Here is a 14,450-nt window from a genome sequence, read left to right on the forward strand (position 1 = left end):
TGACCTTCGAGACACCGATGTTGTTCTCGGTCGGCTTCCTCGTCACGTTCCTGCTCGGTGGCCTGTCCGGCGTGCTGCTGGCCAGCCCCCCGCTGGACTTCCACGTCACCGACTCGTACTTCGTGATCGCGCACTTCCACTACGTGCTCTTCGGCACCATCGTGTTCGCCACCTACGCGGGCATCTACTTCTGGTTCCCGAAGATGACCGGCCGGCTGCTCGACGAGCGCCTGGGCAAGCTGCACTTCTGGTTGACCTTCATCGGCTTCCACACCACCTTCCTGGTGCAGCACTGGGTTGGCGACGAGGGCATGCCCCGCCGCTACGCCGACTATCTGCCCAGCGACGGCTTCACCACGCTCAACGTCGTCTCGACCATCGGCGCGTTCATCCTGGGCATCTCGACGATCCCGTTCGTCTGGAACGTGTTCAAGAGCTGGCGTTACGGAGAGCCCGTCGTCGTGGACGATCCGTGGGGTTACGGCAACTCCCTGGAGTGGGCCACCAGCTGCCCGCCGCCGCGGCACAACTTCACCGAGCTGCCCAGGATCCGTTCGGAGCGTGGATGCGCGCCGAGGCGCACATCGGTGGCGGACCGCACCCCTCCGGCGGTGACGTCACGGAGATCGACGACGTCCAGGTCCGTTCCTGATCGAGTCGTAGAGCGCCGTTCGCAAGAATGACTACGTCAAGCGTGTCGGTGTTGATCACCGTCACCGGAGTCGATCAGCCAGGTGTCACGTCGGCCCTGTTCGAGGTGTTGTCGCGCCACAAGGTCGACCTGCTGAACGTCGAGCAGGTGGTCATCCGCAACCGGTTGACCCTTGGGGTGCTGGTTGCCGGTCCCGACGACATCGCCGGGGGAGCGCAGCTTCGCGACGAGGTCACCTCGGCGATTCGAGCGGTCGGCTTGGACGTCACCGTCGAACGCAGTGACGACCTCCCGGTGCTCGAGGAGCCGTCGACGCATACCATCGTCGTGCTCGGTCGACCCATCACCGCCGAGGCCTTCGGGGTGGTGGCCAGGGAAGTTGCCACGCTCGGGGTCAACATCGACTTCATCCGCGGGGTGTCGGACTATCCCGTCACCGGTCTGGAACTGCGAGTCTCGGTTCCGCCCGGTGCCGCCTATGGCCAGCTGCAGACGGCGCTGGCGCGGGTGGCCGCTGCCGAGGGCGTCGACATCGCGCTGGAGGACTACAGCCTGTCGCGACGGGCCAAGCGGCTCATCGTGTTCGACGTCGACTCGACGCTGATCCAGGGTGAAGTCATCGAGATGCTGGCCGAGCGGGCCGGCGCACTGGCCGCGGTGGCCGAGGTGACGGAAGCGGCGATGCGCGGCGAACTCGACTTCGCCGAGTCGCTGCACAAGCGGGTGGCGACACTGGCCGGGCTCCCCGCCTCGGTGCTGGACGAGGTCGCCGATCAGATCGAGCTGACCGCGGGAGCGCGGACGACGATCCGCACGCTTCGCCGGCTGGGTTACTATTGCGGCATCGTCTCCGGTGGCTTCCGCCAGGTGATCGAGCCATTGGCACACGATCTGATGATGGACTTCGTGGCCGCCAACGAACTCGAGATCGTCGACGGCAAGCTCACCGGCCGCGTCGTCGGCGAGGTGGTGGACCGGCCGGGAAAGGCCAAGGCGCTGAGGAACTTCGCCCAGCAGGTTGGCGTCCCGATGGAACAGACCGTGGCCGTCGGCGACGGCGCCAACGACATCGACATGCTTGCCGCGGCGGGTCTTGGCGTGGCGTTCAACGCCAAGCCGGCGCTGCGCGAAGTCGCCGACGCGTCGCTGAGTCACCCGTACCTCGACACCGTGCTGTTCATCCTCGGCGTGACGCGCGGGGAGATCGAAGCCGCCGACGCGGTCGACGGGACGCTGCGCCGCGTCGACATCCCCGACGACTGAGCGACTCCTCGCGAGCAGACACAAACGGCCCTGAATTGGCGCAGAAGAGGGCCGTTTACGTCTGCTCGCGGGGGAGTGAGGTGACGGCTAGACCACTACGGCGCCGACGTCCGCGCCCGACGGCCCCGTTCCGGTCACGCTGCGCCAGGCCCTGGCGAGAAGTTCGACGGCTTCCACGAGTTGATCATCGGGCAGCGTGTAGGGCACCCGGATGAACCTCTCCAACGTGCCGTCGACCCCGAACCGGGGGCCAGGTGGAATCTCGAGACCCATCCGCGAGGCCGCCGCCGACAACGCCGTACTCATGGGCGCTGGCAGCCGTATCCACAGCGACATTCCGCCCCGGCTCGGATCGGGGCGCCAGTCGGGCAGGTGCTCCTCGAGCAGTTCTAGAAGAAGCGCCCTTCGCCCGCGCAAGATGTCGCGCCGCTCGGGAAGCAAGTCGTCGGCCATGGCGAGAAGTCTTGCCGCGGCGAGCTGTTCGACGATCGGCGTGCCCATGTCGACGGAAGGGCGCATCGCACCGATGGTGGTGAGCGCACTGCGTTCGGCGCGGATCCAACCGATGCGCAGACCGCCCCAGCACGACTTCGACATCGAGCCGACCGTCAACACCAGATCGCGCCGCGTGGTCATCGACGCCGCGAACGGCGGCGGTACCGCTTCGTCGAGCCACATGTCTGTGATGGTTTCGTCGACGATGGTGCGGGTGCGTGTTTCGGCGATGATCTGGGCGAGACGTCGTCGGCCCACGGGGGGCAGCGTCATCCCCGTCGGATTGTGGTTGTCCGGGATCAGATAGGCAAGGTTCGGTGAAAGTTGGCGCACCGCAGCGTCGATCGCGTCGAGGTCCCAGCCGTGATGGGTCATCGCCACCGGCACCGGCCGTAAACCCTTGGTGGCCATCGTCGCAAGGGCTCCGTGATAGGTCGGCTGTTCGACGAGCACCCTGTCGCCCGGCTGGGTGTAGGTCGCCATGATGAGCCCGATGGCGTGCAGCGCTCCCGTCGTCACCACGATCTCGTCGGGATCGGTGGGAAGGCCGCGCCGACAGTATCTTTCGGCAATGGCCTCACGGAGGGGGGTGACGCCGACGAGCTCGATGCCGATGTCGTGCAGGTAGGGCGTGACCTGTTCGGCGGCCTCGACGAAGGCGCGGGACACTGCGGCGGCGGGTGCGGCCAGGGTCGCGGCGGCCAGGTTCGCCGACGCCGTTCCGACGATGGTGGGCGTGGTGACCGCCGCCGACACGGGCAGCGCCGTCGTGCTTCGCGCGCCCTGACGGCCCCTGAGGTAGCCGTCCTCGCGCATCTGCGTGTACGCCGCGGTGACCGTCGTCCGCGAGACGCGCAGGGCGTCGGCGAGCGCTCGCTCACTGGGCAGCTGCGCCCCGACCGGAAGCCGACCGTCGACGATCAACATGCGCAGACCGTCGGAGAGGCCCTGATAGGCAGGTCCGCTGGCACTGGAGGTACGCCAGTTGCCAAGTTCGCGGGCCAAGAGGTCCACATTGAGCCGTCGCCGCGCCAGTTCTACGCTCATCGGAGCCAGTTTGCCTCAACTGGATATTGATGGCAAGGCCAGTTGTGGTCGAACATGGGCTCATGGCACAGCACTGGACCTCAAGGATGACCCGCAAAGCGCGTGAGTTGAGCCGCGTCTACCGCAACTCACCACGGATCGGTGACTTCGTCGCGGAGGACTCGGACGCGCGCCGGATCCGCAACGACCTCGACGCCATCCGCGCCCGATTCCCCGACCACGCGTGAAGCGCGGCTTCGCGCGTGGGGCGGCTCTGCTGATTGGCTTGATCGGGTACGGCTTCTCGATGGCCGTCATGGTGCGGTCCGGCCTTGGCCTCGACCCGTGGGACGTGTTCCACCAGGGCCTGGCCAACCGCACCGGCATGACGATGGGGATCGCGACGGCCGTGGTCGGCGTCGCCGTTCTGCTCGCCTGGATCCCGCTGCGGAACCGGCCGGGCATCGGCACCGTCGCCAACGTCGTCGTCATCGCGATCACCGTGGACGCCGCGCTGGCCTTCCTGCCCGAGCCGACCGGCTTGCCGGTACGCGTCGCGATGATGGTCGGCGCGGTGCTGCTCAACGCCGTCAGCACCGTCCTCTACATCGGTGCGGGCCTCGGCCCGGGGCCGCGCGACGGTCTGATGACGGGCCTGGTGGCCCGCACGGGGCTGTCGGTCCGGCTGGTCCGCACGTCCATCGAGGCGACCGTCCTGGCCGTCGGGTGGCTGCTCGGCGGCACCGTCGGCATCGGCACCGTCGTGTACGCATTCGGCATCGGCCCGTTGGTCCAGCTGACCTTGCGGGTGACACCGCAACGGTGGCTCGCCGTGAGCGGGTGGGCCGTCGTCACACCCCGCCTGACTACGATGGGCGAGTGCCAGCCGACCCCAGCGACCGAGAAGGCTCCGCAGAACCCCAGGTCGACGCAGACCTGCTGATCGACTTCGCCAAGATCACGCTGCGACGCGGCGGCAAGACCCTCGTCGGACCCGTCACCTGGGCAGTCGAGCTCGACGAGCGCTGGGTCGTCATCGGCCCCAACGGGGCCGGGAAGACGTCGCTGCTGCGCATCGCCGCCGCCATGGAACACCCGTCCACCGGCACCGCGTACGTGCTCGGCGAGCGCCTTGGCAGGACCGACATGTCGGAGCTGCGGGCCCGCGTCGGGCTCAGCAGCTCGGCGTTGGGGCAACGCATCCCCGACGACGAGGTGGTGCGCGACGTCGTGGTGTCCGCCGGGTACGCCGTGCTCGGACGGTGGCGCGAGAAGTACGACGACGTCGACTACGCGCAGGCCGTCGACATGCTGGAAAGCCTTGGCGCAGAACATCTCGCGGAACGCACCTACGGCACCCTCTCGGAGGGCGAGCGCAAGCGGGTGTTGATCGCACGGTCCCTGATGACGGACCCGGAACTACTGCTGCTCGACGAACCGGCCGCCGGACTCGACCTCGGCGGGCGCGAGGAGCTGGTGGCCCGGCTCGCCGATCTGGCCGCCGATCCCGACGCCCCAGCCACCGTGCTGGTCACCCACCACGTCGAGGAGATCCCGCCGGGCTTCAGCCACTGCCTGCTGCTGTCCGAGGGCGCGGTCGTCGCGTCGGGGCTGCTGACCGACGTGCTCACCTCCGACAATCTGTCCAAGGCGTTCGGCCAGTCGATCGCCCTCGACGTGATCGACGGCCGCTACTTCGCGCGCCGCACCCGCAGTCGCGCCGCGCACCGAAGGAGAGCCCTGTGAGCCAAGTGGCTGACGCCGATCCACTCGTTCCGAGACCGGCAGCCACGGTGATGCTGCTGCGGGAGGGCCGCGGCGCCCACTCCGACGGCATCGAGGTCTTCCTGATGCGCAGGCACGCCGCCATGGACTTCGTGGCCGGCGTGATGGTGTTTCCAGGAGGCGGGGTCGACGAGCGCGACCGCGGAGCCGACATCGCCTGGTTCGGCCCAGAGCCGTCGTGGTGGGCCACGCGCCTCAACGTCGACGTCGACCTGGCCGAGGCGCTCGTCTGCGCCGCCGCCCGCGAGACGTTCGAGGAGTCGGGAGTCCTGTTCGCGGGTCCGGCTGGCGATCCCGACGAGATCGTCGGCGACGCCTCGGTCTACGGCGACGCCAGGGCCGCGCTGGCCAACAACTCGCTGGCGTTCGCCGACTTCCTCCGCACGGAGAAGCTGGTCCTTCGCGCCGACCTGCTTCGGCCGTGGGCCAACTGGGTGACGCCCAAGGAGGAGCGCACCCGGCGCTACGACACCTACTTCTTCGTCGGCGCCCTCCCCGAGGGGCAGCGGGCCGACGGTGAGAACACCGAGACCGACCAGGCGGCGTGGGTGACGCCGCAGGCAGGTCTCGACGACTTCGCGCAAGGCCGGTCCTTCCTGCTGCCACCCACGTGGACCCAACTCGACTCGCTCAACGGGCACACCGTCGCCGAGGTACTCGCGGTGGAGCGCACGATCGAGACCGTCGAGCCCCACCTGGCGGCGGACAAGGACACCGGCAACTGGCAGATCGAGTTCTTCGACAGCGGCCGCTACAACGCGGCGCGCAACCAGCGAGGGCCAGCCGGATACGACAAGCCGTGAGGGAATTCGTCAGCGTGCACGTCGTCGACGGCGTTGGCACGCTGGTGCTGTCACGACCGCCGACGAACACCCTGACTCGACAGATGTGTCGCGAGATCGATTCGGCCGCAACAGAACTTGGTGAGCACCGCGACGTGGCCGCCGTGGTCGTCTTCGGGGGCCACGAGATCTTCTCGGCAGGGGCCGACGTAGGAGAGGCGCGCACCATCGGTGCCGACGCGTCCGACGTCGCCACGGCGGTGGCGTTGCGCGCGGTCGCCGACATCCCCAAACCCACGGTCGCCGCGGTCACCGGCTACGTGCTCGGCAGCGGGCTGACCCTCGCCCTTGCCGCGGACTGGCGCATCGGCGGTGACAACGTCAAGTGGGGTGCGACGCAGATCCTCGATGGGCTGGCACCGTCGCACGAGGACGCGGAGCTGCTGGCCCGCGCGATCGGCGACGCCCACGCCAAGGAACTGGCGTTCACCGGGCGCTTCGCCCATGCCAAGGAGGCCCTCGAGCTGGGTCTGGTCGACGAGTTGGTTGCCCCCGACCACGTCTACGACGCCGCCGTGGCGTGGGCTCGACGTTTCGTCGACGTCTCCCCGGAGGCGCTGGCGGCGGCCAAGGCGGCATTTCGCCCGGCCTCACCGGGCCGTTAGGCTGCCCTACATGACGAGTACCGACCGCGAGCCGGCCCCCAACCCGCACGCCACGGCCGAGGAAGTCGAGGCGGCCCGCCACGACACCAAGCTGGCGCAGGTGCTGTACCACGACTGGGAAGCCGAGACCTACGACGACAAGTGGTCGATCTCCTATGACCAGCGGTGCATCGACTACGCACGGGGTCGCTTCGACGCCATCGTGCCCGACGAGCTGCAACGCGAGCTGCCCTACGATCGGGCGCTCGAACTCGGCTGCGGAACCGGTTTCTTCCTGCTGAACCTGGTGCAGTCCGGAGTGGCCCGCCGCGGCTCGGTCACCGACCTGTCGCCTGGCATGGTCAAGGTGGCCGTCCGCAACGGTCAGGGACTCGGGCTGGACATCGACGGCAAGGTCGCCGACGCCGAGGGCATCCCCTACGACGACGACACGTTCGATCTGGTGGTCGGGCACGCCGTGCTGCACCACATCCCCGACGTGGAGCTGTCGCTGCGTGAGGTCGTGCGAGTGCTCAAGCCAGGTGGGCGGTTCGTCTTCGCGGGGGAGCCCACCACCAAGGGCAACGTGTACGCGCGCAACCTGTCGACCCTGACCTGGCGCGCGGCTACGACCGTCACGAAGCTGCCGGGGCTCGAGGGGTGGCGTCGCCCCCAGGAGGAACTCGACGAGTCCTCGCGCGCGGCGGCCCTCGAGGCCATCGTCGACCTGCACACCTTCGAGCCGGGCGATCTGGAACGCATGGCCACCAACGCGGGCGCCGTCGACGTGCGCACCGCCAGTGAGGAATTCACCGCGGCGATGCTCGGCTGGCCGATTCGGACCTTCGAGGCGTCGGTGCCTCCCGGCCGATTGGGTTGGGGCTGGGCGAAGTTCGCCTTCAAGAGCTGGACCTCGCTGAGCTGGGTCGACTCCAACGTGTGGCGTCACGTCGTGCCGAAGGGCTGGTTCTACAACGTCATGATCACCGGGGTCAAGCCGTCCTGAAGGGTGGCGGCCTTGGCTTCACCCTCGACGACGTCGCGTACCTCGGCGGCGACGAGGGCGGCGCTGCGGTCGCCGAGGTCGACGCGCTCGCGCTGACCGACGCCAGCCGCATCTCCGACATCGCCTCCGCGCGTGCGCGTTTCGGTGACCGGGCGGCCGTCCTCGTCGAGACGACGTTGCTTCGACGCAAGGCCAAGGTCAAGTTCCCGCACGCGGGTCAGTGGCTGTTCACCGGCGAGGCGCTCGAGCAGTCCACCGCCGCCGCGGTGGCCGCGCACCGCGCCGAACGGTTGACGGGTCGCGCCGTGCACGACGTGACCTGTTCCATCGGAACCGAACTCGCCGCACTGCGCGACCGCGCCGACCGGGTCGTCGGCAGCGACCTCGACGAGGTGCGCGTCGCCATGGCCCGGCACAACCTCGGGGGGGACGGCTCGACGGTCCTGCTGTGCCGCGCCGACGCGCTCGCCCCCGTCACCAGGGACACCACGGTCGTCGCCGACCCGGCCCGCCGCAGTGGTGGGCGTCGCACCTTCGACCCACGCGACTACACCCCGGCGCTCGACGAACTGCTCGAGGTCTATGCCGGCCGCGATCTCGTCGTGAAGTGCGCGCCGGGAATCGATTTCGACCAGGTCCACCGACTGGGGTTCGACGGCGAGATCGAGGTGACGTCGCTGGGCGGCGGTGTCCGAGAGGCGTGCCTGTGGTCCCAGGGGCTGGGCACGCCGGGCGTGACCCGCCGCGCCACGATCCTGGACCGGGCCGAGGAGATCACCGACGCCGAGTCCGACGACTGTCCCGTCGCCGCCCCGGGGCGCTGGATCGTCGACCCCGACGGCGCGGTGGTCAGGGCGGGCCTGGTGCGCCACTACGGCGCGCGGCACGGACTGTGGCAACTCGATCCGGCGATCGCCTACCTCTCCGGTGACGAACTGCCCACCGGCGTCCGGGGCTTCGAGGTGATCGCCGAGTTCGGTCTCACCGAACGCACGCTGCGACAAGAACTGTCGGCCCGCGACGTCGGCGCGCTCGAGATCCTCGTCCGCGGCGTTTCGGTGGATCCAGACGAACTGCGAACCCGGTTGCGGCTGCGGGGATCGCAGCGGCTCTCCCTGGTGATCACCCGAATCGGGGCCGGAAGCGCGAGCCGATCGGTGGTCTATCTGTGCCGACCGTCCCGGTGAGTCCGCGGGTAGGGTGGCGTCGGCGGCGCCGGTGCCGCACATCGACGGAGGGTTCTCGACAGATGCGCATGTCCACACTGGCGGTGTCCATTTCGGCGGCCGCCGTGCTCGGCTGGTCGGGCATCGCGGTCGCCTCCGCGGCGCCGCCGAAGTGCACCGACCTCAACGGTGTCGTCGACGCCAACCAGATCTGTCAGATCCAGGTCACCGACCCCGGATACTCGGTGAACATCAGCTACCCGGTCGACTATCCGGATGCACAGCCGGTGTTCGACTACGTCAAGCAGACCCGCGACGGTTTCCTCAACGTGGCCAAGATCCCCGACTTCCGGATGATGCCGTACGAGTTGGACACCACGGAAACAGAATTCACGTCGGGCGTCCCGCCGAAAGGCACCCAGAGCGTGGTGTTCAAGACCTACCAGGGCGTCGGCGGCGCCCACCCGACGACGTTCTACAAGTCCTTCAACTGGGACCAAGGTGCTGGCAAGCCGATCACGATCGACAACCTCTTCAAGGCGGGCTCCGCGCCCTACCCGGTCATCCTTCCGCTGGTGCAGGCCGAAGTGGACAAGCAACTGGGCCAGCCGGTGACCATCTCACCCGGGGACGGTCTCGATCCGTCGAAGTATCAGAACTTCGCCGTCACCGACGACTCGCTCATCTTCTTCTTCAGCCAGGGTGACGTGCTGCCAGAAGCTGCGGGCGCGCTGCAGGTCGCGATACCCCGCGGCCCGGTCGCCGCCATGCTCGCCTGACGCACTCAGGCAGGGGCGAAGCCGAACACCCGACCGTCACTCGTGGCCGCGACGACGCGGCGGTCATGACCGATCGACACCCCGACCGGGTACCCGGACGCGCCGGGTAACGGATAGCTGTTGAGCGTGCGCCCGTCGGCGGGGTCGAACACCAGCAGCGCCATGCCGTCGCCGTCCCGCGTCACCGTGTACGCCGCCGACGTTCCGCCAAGGCTGGACGTCGAAAGCGGTTCGACGTCGTCGCGCGTCCACGCCACGTCCCCGCGGTCGCCGCCGTCCTTGACGGCGACCAGCTTGGTCTCCGGGCCACCGCCGGACACGATCAGGCCGTTCGGTGTCACCGACGGCGGGGTCTGGGGCTGGAAGTCCAGTGGAACCGACCACTTCGCCGTGCCGTCCTCGGTGTTCAGCGCCCACAGGTGTCCGTCGCGTCCGTTGACGTAGGCCGTGGCGCCGTCGGCCGACAGCACCGGGCTGCCGAGCGGCCCGCCACCCACCGCGGTGCTGGTCCAGTCCCTCGACAGCAGCGGGGTCTGACCCGGTCGATAGCGCAAGCCCACCACTTCGGGGGCGGGGGCGTCGGGCTGCCACAGGGTCATCACCACGGCGCCCGTCGCAGCCGAGAACGCCGGCGCGGCCGCCACCGGGCACCGCGGCCTGCCCAACTGACAGTCGGCGAGGCCGCGCTCGGAATCCTTCGGGTCGACGCCCTCCACCAGATCCAGCGCCGTCCCGACGACGTTGCCGCGGTGCGCGTCGTAGACCAGAACCTGACCGAGGTGCGTCACCACCAACAGTTCGCCGGCGGACAGCAGTCGTGGCGTCTGCGGCAGCCCGATCACCGGGTTGCGCCAGCGGATCCACTGGGTCGGCGGGAACGACATGATGGCGCCCGGCTGCCCGACGTAGAGGTTGTCGAAGCCGTCGAAGAGGGGGCTGGAGATGCCGCCGCCCTGCCACAGCCGGCTGCACCAGCGTTGGCGGGCCCTGTTGTCGTTCTCCCACACCATCAGCGAGCAGCCGCCTGCGGTCTGGGCGTTGACGGCGAGGTAGTCACCCGACCCGATGGCCACCTGCGATTCGACCTGTCCCTTGACCGACCGGATCCAGTCCAAGCGGAGCGTACCGGCGCCGTCGACCGGCGAATAGCTGCTGTTGGCCGCGTCGCCGTACTGAGCCGACCAGCCGTTGGCGGGATGGGCTTCCACCCACGAGTCGGTGTTGCCGCAGGAGCTCGTTCCAAGCGTCACCAGCACCGCTGCCGCCACGGCTGCGAAGCGGCGCACGGTCATTCCAGGAGCAGACATCGAGTCCCGACACTATCGGAGAGCAGTGAGCGGACGCCGCGAGCGGAGCACCCCGGGAATGTCGGCCGGAGGGCAGCAGCCCAAACGAGGTGCTCAAGTAGGCTGTGCCGCCATGACCACGATGTGGGGTGCTCCCATCCACAAGCGCTGGCGCGGCTCGCGATTGAGGGATCCCCGGCAGGCCCGGTTCCTCACGATGGAGTCGCTGCGGTGGGTGCTCGCGAACAAGGCCTACTCACCCTGGTATCTGGTGCGGTACGTCCGCTTGCTGAAGTTCAAGCTCGCCAACCCGCACATCGTCACCCGCGGCATGGTGTTCCTGGGCAAGGGCGTCGAGATTCAGGCCACCCCCGAGCTCTCCTACATGGAGATCGGGCGGTGGGTGCACATCGGAGACAAGAACACCATCCGCTGCCACGAAGGGTCGTTGCGCATCGGCGACAAGGTGGTCCTCGGTCGTGACAACGTCATCAACACCTATCTCGACATCGAGTTGGGCGACTCGGTGCTGATGGCGGACTGGTGTTACGTCTGCGACTTCGACCACCGGATGGACAGCATCGAACTGCCGATCAAGGATCAGGGCATCGTCAAGGCGCCGGTGCGGATTGGGCCGGACACCTGGGTCGCCACCAAGGTGACGGTGTTGCGCGGCACGAGCGTCGGACGTGGCTGCGTGCTGGGAGCGCATGCGGTGGTCAAGGGCGAGATCCCGGACTACTCCATCGCCGTCGGCTCGCCCGCCAAGGTCGTCAAGAACCGCAAGCTGTCGTGGGAGACGTCGGCCGCGCAGCGCGCCGAACTGGCGGCGGCACTCGCCGACATCGAGCGCAAGAAGTCGGCGCGCCAGGGTCCCGCGACTTAGGGGACGTCACGCGCCAGCAGGTCGTCCCACGTGTCGCGGCGCACCACCAGGCGCGCGGTCCCGCCGTCGGCGAACACCACCGGAATTCGGCGAGCGCCGTTGTACTGGTTGGACATCGTGTAGCAGTAGGCACCCGTGACCGGCACCGCGATCACGTCACCCACCGTCGGATCCTTCAATGCCACACCGTCGATCAGCTGGTCGCCGGACTCGCAGTGGCGTCCGACGAGGTTGACGCGGGCTCCGCCGCCGACGCGGTCCGCGACGGTCGCCTCGAAGCGCTGCCCGTAGAGCGACACCTCCAGGTTGTCGCCCATGCCGCCGTCGACCGCGACGTGGGTGACCTCGCCGCGCTTGACGGTCGTCACCCGGTACAGCGTGCAGGCCGACGTGGCGACCATGCTTCGACCGGGCTCGACGATGATCCGACTGCTCGTCGGCAGCAGGGCGTCGGCCGCCGACACCATCGCCTCGGCGTAGTCGGACAGCGTCGGCGGGTGTTCGTCGTAGGTGTACCGGACGCCGAGACCGCCGCCAAGGTCGTATACGTCGAACGTCCCGAGCTTGGCCAGCGGTGCGACGGCGGCGGCGAGCTGCTCGACGTTGAGCAGCTGCGAGCCGACGTGGGTGTGCAGACCGTCGCAGCGCAGCACGCCGCTGCGTTCGATGCGCGAGATGGCGTCGCGGGCGTCGTCGGGCATCAGGCCGAACTTCGATCCGGCGTGGCCGGTGGCCACCGAGGCGTGGGTGGTGGCGTCGACGCCGGGGATCACCCGGACCAGACACGCCTGCGTGTGGCCGCGCGGCACGATGCGCTCGAGGCGGTCGACGTCGTCGAAGTTGTCGACGACCACGAGGCCGACTCCGCTGCGCACGGCGAGCTCGAGTTCTTCGTCGGTCTTGGCGTTGCCGTGCAGCACCATTCGGGCCGGGTCGGCTCCTGCGGCCAGCGCGGTGACGATCTCACCGCCGCCCGCGACGTCCAGGTGTAACCCCTCCTCGACCATCAGTCGCTGAATTGCGGTGCACGGAAAGGCCTTCGACGCGAACGCCACGTCCGATCCCGGACGTCTGCTGCGAAACTCGTGCAGGTACTCGCGGGCGCGTCGGCGCAGCGCACCCTCGTCGACGACGAGAACCGGGGTGCCGAACTCGGCGGTCAGATCGTCGACCCGGCATCCGCCGACGACGAGCATGCCGTCGTCGGCCGTGTGGGTGCCGGGCGGGAAGAGGTCGAGTACGTCGGGTCCGCTCACGGGTCCACGCTAGCCCCTGTCGGGCAACGCGTGTTCGACGATGAGCGCTCGCCGATGTGGTTCGCGCTCACCGCGTTTCGCCGCGAGGTAGACCTGTGCGGTCTCGGCGGCCACCGTGTGCCAGTCGAATGCGGAGTCGAGGCGTTTGCGCGCTGCCACGGCGTGCCGCTGGGCGGCCGCGGGATCGTCGAGCACCGTGCGGACCGCGGTGGCCAGGGCGGCCACGTCACGCGGCGGGAAGGATCGGCCAGTCTGGCCGTCGATGACCGCCTCGCCGAGCCCGCCGACGTTGGACGTCACCAGGGGAGCGCCGGTCGCGGCCGCCTCCAGAGCGACGATGCCGAACGGTTCGTAGTGGCTGGGCAGCACCGCGGCGTCGCAGTCGTGAAGGAGTGCGACGAGCTGCTCGTGGTCGACACGACCGACGAAGTCGACGGCCTTGAGCACCTTGTGCTTTCGCGCCTGCTCGAGCAACCAGTCCTGCTGGGTGCCGTCCCCGGCGATGGTCAGCGTGGTCCCGGGATGGGTCCTCCTGATGCGCGGCAGCGCGGCGATGGCGTCGTGCACGCCCTTCTCGTACTCGAGGCGGCCGAGGTAGAGCAGCCGGGCAGGACCGCGCCGAGTGGTGCGGCGCGCGAAGGGCCAGAGGCCCGCGTCGATGCCGTTGCGGATGACCCGCGACTCGGACAGGCCGGGGCCGAACAGTTCGGTGATCTCCTCGCCCATCGACGCCGAACACGTGATGAGAGAGTCGGATTCGCGCACCAGCCACGATTCCACCGCGTGCACCTGACGGCTGATCTTCCCCGACACCCAGCCAGAATGCCGCCCCGCCTCGGTCGCGTGGATCGTCGAGACCAGCGGCACGTCGAAGTGTTCGGCCAGCGCGATCGCGGGATGGGCGACCAGCCAGTCGTGGGCGTGCACGACGTCGGGGCGCCACTTCAGTGCCAGCCCGGCGCGCACCATGGAGTGACCCATCGCCAGCGTCCACGCCATCATGTCGGTGCCGAAGTCGAACTCGTGGGGGTCCTCGGCAGCGGCGATCACCCGCACACCCTCGCTGACGTCGTCGCCGGAGGGATGGGTGCTGGGGTCGGTGCCGGTGGGCCGCCTGCTGAGGACGACGACCTCGTGGCCGGCCTCGGCCAAGGCGGTGGCGAGGTGGTGGACATGGCGGCCGAGGCCGCCGATGACGACCGGTGGGTACTCCCACGACACCACGAGGACCTTCACGACGGCCCCACCCGCCGCGCGAGCGTGCGCAAAGTGGCATTCCTGGACGGCGTGTCGGTCGCAGACACGCACGCTCGCGGAAGGAGGGGGGCGCTCATCGGGGGAGTCGTCTGGCGTCGAGCGCGCCGAACAGTCCGTCGGCGCGATTCCAGTTGCCCGCAAGGCGTTCGGCGTGCTCGCGGCGGCCC

The 14,450-nt window shown here is 69.1% G+C and carries 16 protein-coding genes; 11 read left to right on the forward strand and 5 right to left on the reverse strand.

Annotation, left to right across the window (positions count from 1 at the left end):
- A partial coding sequence (locus B1790_RS33230; RefSeq protein WP_369832468.1) for a cbb3-type cytochrome c oxidase subunit I occupies nucleotides 1–683 on the forward strand: 683 nt, incomplete at its 5' end.
- Nucleotides 680–1,915: a phosphoserine phosphatase SerB gene (serB, locus tag B1790_RS33235; protein WP_079927532.1), complete on the forward strand. Its 1,236-nt coding sequence runs from the start codon at nucleotides 680–682 to the stop codon at nucleotides 1,913–1,915. The genes B1790_RS33230 and serB, both read left to right, overlap by 4 nt.
- Before the next feature lie 87 nt (nucleotides 1,916–2,002).
- On the opposite strand, the gene B1790_RS33240 is transcribed toward serB, so the two are convergent.
- Nucleotides 2,003–3,457: a PLP-dependent aminotransferase family protein gene (locus tag B1790_RS33240; protein WP_079927533.1), complete on the reverse strand. Its 1,455-nt coding sequence runs from the start codon at nucleotides 3,455–3,457 to the stop codon at nucleotides 2,003–2,005.
- A gap of 62 nt (nucleotides 3,458–3,519) precedes the next feature.
- Between B1790_RS33240 and B1790_RS34895 the strand changes: the two genes are divergently transcribed.
- The 8 genes from B1790_RS34895 (at nucleotide 3,520) to B1790_RS33280 (ending at nucleotide 9,598) form a co-directional block, all read left to right on the forward strand.
- On the forward strand, nucleotides 3,520–3,684 hold the full coding sequence (locus B1790_RS34895; protein WP_158083920.1) for a hypothetical protein: 165 nt from the start codon (nucleotides 3,520–3,522) through the stop codon (nucleotides 3,682–3,684).
- Nucleotides 3,681–4,379: a YitT family protein gene (locus B1790_RS33250; protein ID WP_079927535.1), complete on the forward strand. Its 699-nt coding sequence runs from the start codon at nucleotides 3,681–3,683 to the stop codon at nucleotides 4,377–4,379. Before B1790_RS34895 ends, B1790_RS33250 begins: the two co-directional genes overlap by 4 nt.
- Nucleotides 4,316–5,182 (forward strand): ABC transporter ATP-binding protein, encoded by an 867-nt coding sequence (locus tag B1790_RS33255; RefSeq protein ID WP_079927536.1) that lies wholly within the window; start codon nucleotides 4,316–4,318, stop codon nucleotides 5,180–5,182. Before B1790_RS33250 ends, B1790_RS33255 begins: the two co-directional genes overlap by 64 nt.
- A 50-nt stretch (nucleotides 5,183–5,232) precedes the next feature.
- Nucleotides 5,233–6,024, forward strand: a complete 792-nt coding sequence (locus B1790_RS33260; RefSeq protein WP_079927537.1) for an NUDIX hydrolase — start codon at nucleotides 5,233–5,235, stop codon at nucleotides 6,022–6,024.
- A complete protein-coding gene (locus tag B1790_RS33265) occupies nucleotides 6,021–6,668 on the forward strand; it encodes an enoyl-CoA hydratase-related protein (RefSeq protein ID WP_079927538.1) in 648 nt (215 codons plus the stop codon). The genes B1790_RS33260 and B1790_RS33265 overlap by 4 nt, the downstream gene beginning before the upstream one ends.
- 10 nt (nucleotides 6,669–6,678) lie before the next feature.
- On the forward strand, nucleotides 6,679–7,653 hold the full coding sequence (locus tag B1790_RS33270) for a class I SAM-dependent methyltransferase (protein WP_079927539.1): 975 nt from the start codon (nucleotides 6,679–6,681) through the stop codon (nucleotides 7,651–7,653).
- A complete protein-coding gene (locus B1790_RS33275) occupies nucleotides 7,587–8,840 on the forward strand; it encodes a class I SAM-dependent methyltransferase (protein ID WP_158083921.1) in 1,254 nt (417 codons plus the stop codon). Before B1790_RS33270 ends, B1790_RS33275 begins: the two co-directional genes overlap by 67 nt.
- Before the next feature lie 62 nt (nucleotides 8,841–8,902).
- Complete coding sequence (locus tag B1790_RS33280) at nucleotides 8,903–9,598, forward strand: esterase (protein ID WP_079927540.1); 696 nt, start codon at nucleotides 8,903–8,905, stop codon at nucleotides 9,596–9,598.
- Between the two features lie 5 nt (nucleotides 9,599–9,603).
- Here B1790_RS33280 and B1790_RS33285 read toward each other — a convergent pair whose 3' ends face one another.
- Nucleotides 9,604–10,905, reverse strand: a complete 1,302-nt coding sequence (locus B1790_RS33285) for a PQQ-binding-like beta-propeller repeat protein (protein ID WP_079927541.1) — start codon at nucleotides 10,903–10,905, stop codon at nucleotides 9,604–9,606.
- Between the two features lie 112 nt (nucleotides 10,906–11,017).
- On the opposite strand from B1790_RS33285, the gene B1790_RS33290 reads away from it, so the two are divergent.
- The gene (locus tag B1790_RS33290) at nucleotides 11,018–11,770 is read left to right on the forward strand and encodes an acyltransferase (RefSeq protein WP_079927542.1); all 753 of its coding nucleotides are present in this window, start codon (nucleotides 11,018–11,020) and stop codon (nucleotides 11,768–11,770) included.
- Here B1790_RS33290 and lysA read toward each other — a convergent pair.
- The 3 genes from lysA to B1790_RS35550 all read right to left on the reverse strand — a co-directional run.
- Entirely contained in the window at nucleotides 11,767–13,026 is a 1,260-nt protein-coding gene (lysA, locus tag B1790_RS33295) for a diaminopimelate decarboxylase (RefSeq protein WP_233165440.1), read from the reverse strand. The two genes, B1790_RS33290 and lysA, sit on opposite strands and share 4 nt — an antisense overlap.
- Before the next feature lie 9 nt (nucleotides 13,027–13,035).
- The gene (locus B1790_RS33300) at nucleotides 13,036–14,262 is read right to left on the reverse strand and encodes a glycosyltransferase family 4 protein (protein ID WP_079927544.1); all 1,227 of its coding nucleotides are present in this window, start codon (nucleotides 14,260–14,262) and stop codon (nucleotides 13,036–13,038) included.
- 94 nt (nucleotides 14,263–14,356) lie between these two features.
- Nucleotides 14,357–14,450, reverse strand: a 94-nt coding sequence (locus tag B1790_RS35550) for a hypothetical protein (protein WP_233165441.1), incomplete at its 5' end; no start/stop codon positions are given.

This window comes from Mycobacterium sp. AT1 (assembly GCF_002043095.1).
Classification (GTDB): Bacteria; Actinomycetota; Actinomycetes; order Mycobacteriales; family Mycobacteriaceae; genus Mycobacterium.

Coding starts and splice junctions, on each gene's coding strand:
- B1790_RS34895 (WP_158083920.1), top strand. CDS start 3,520: ATGGCACAGCACTGGACCTCAAGGATGACCCGCAAAGCGCGTGAGTTG.
- serB (WP_079927532.1), top strand. CDS start 680: ATGACTACGTCAAGCGTGTCGGTGTTGATCACCGTCACCGGAGTCGAT.
- B1790_RS33270 (WP_079927539.1), top strand. CDS start 6,679: ATGACGAGTACCGACCGCGAGCCGGCCCCCAACCCGCACGCCACGGCC.
- B1790_RS33260 (WP_079927537.1), top strand. CDS start 5,233: ATGCTGCTGCGGGAGGGCCGCGGCGCCCACTCCGACGGCATCGAGGTC.
- B1790_RS33240 (WP_079927533.1), bottom strand. CDS start 3,457: ATGAGCGTAGAACTGGCGCGGCGACGGCTCAATGTGGACCTCTTGGCC.
- B1790_RS33280 (WP_079927540.1), top strand. CDS start 8,903: ATGCGCATGTCCACACTGGCGGTGTCCATTTCGGCGGCCGCCGTGCTC.
- B1790_RS33285 (WP_079927541.1), bottom strand. CDS start 10,905: ATGTCTGCTCCTGGAATGACCGTGCGCCGCTTCGCAGCCGTGGCGGCA.
- B1790_RS33290 (WP_079927542.1), top strand. CDS start 11,018: ATGACCACGATGTGGGGTGCTCCCATCCACAAGCGCTGGCGCGGCTCG.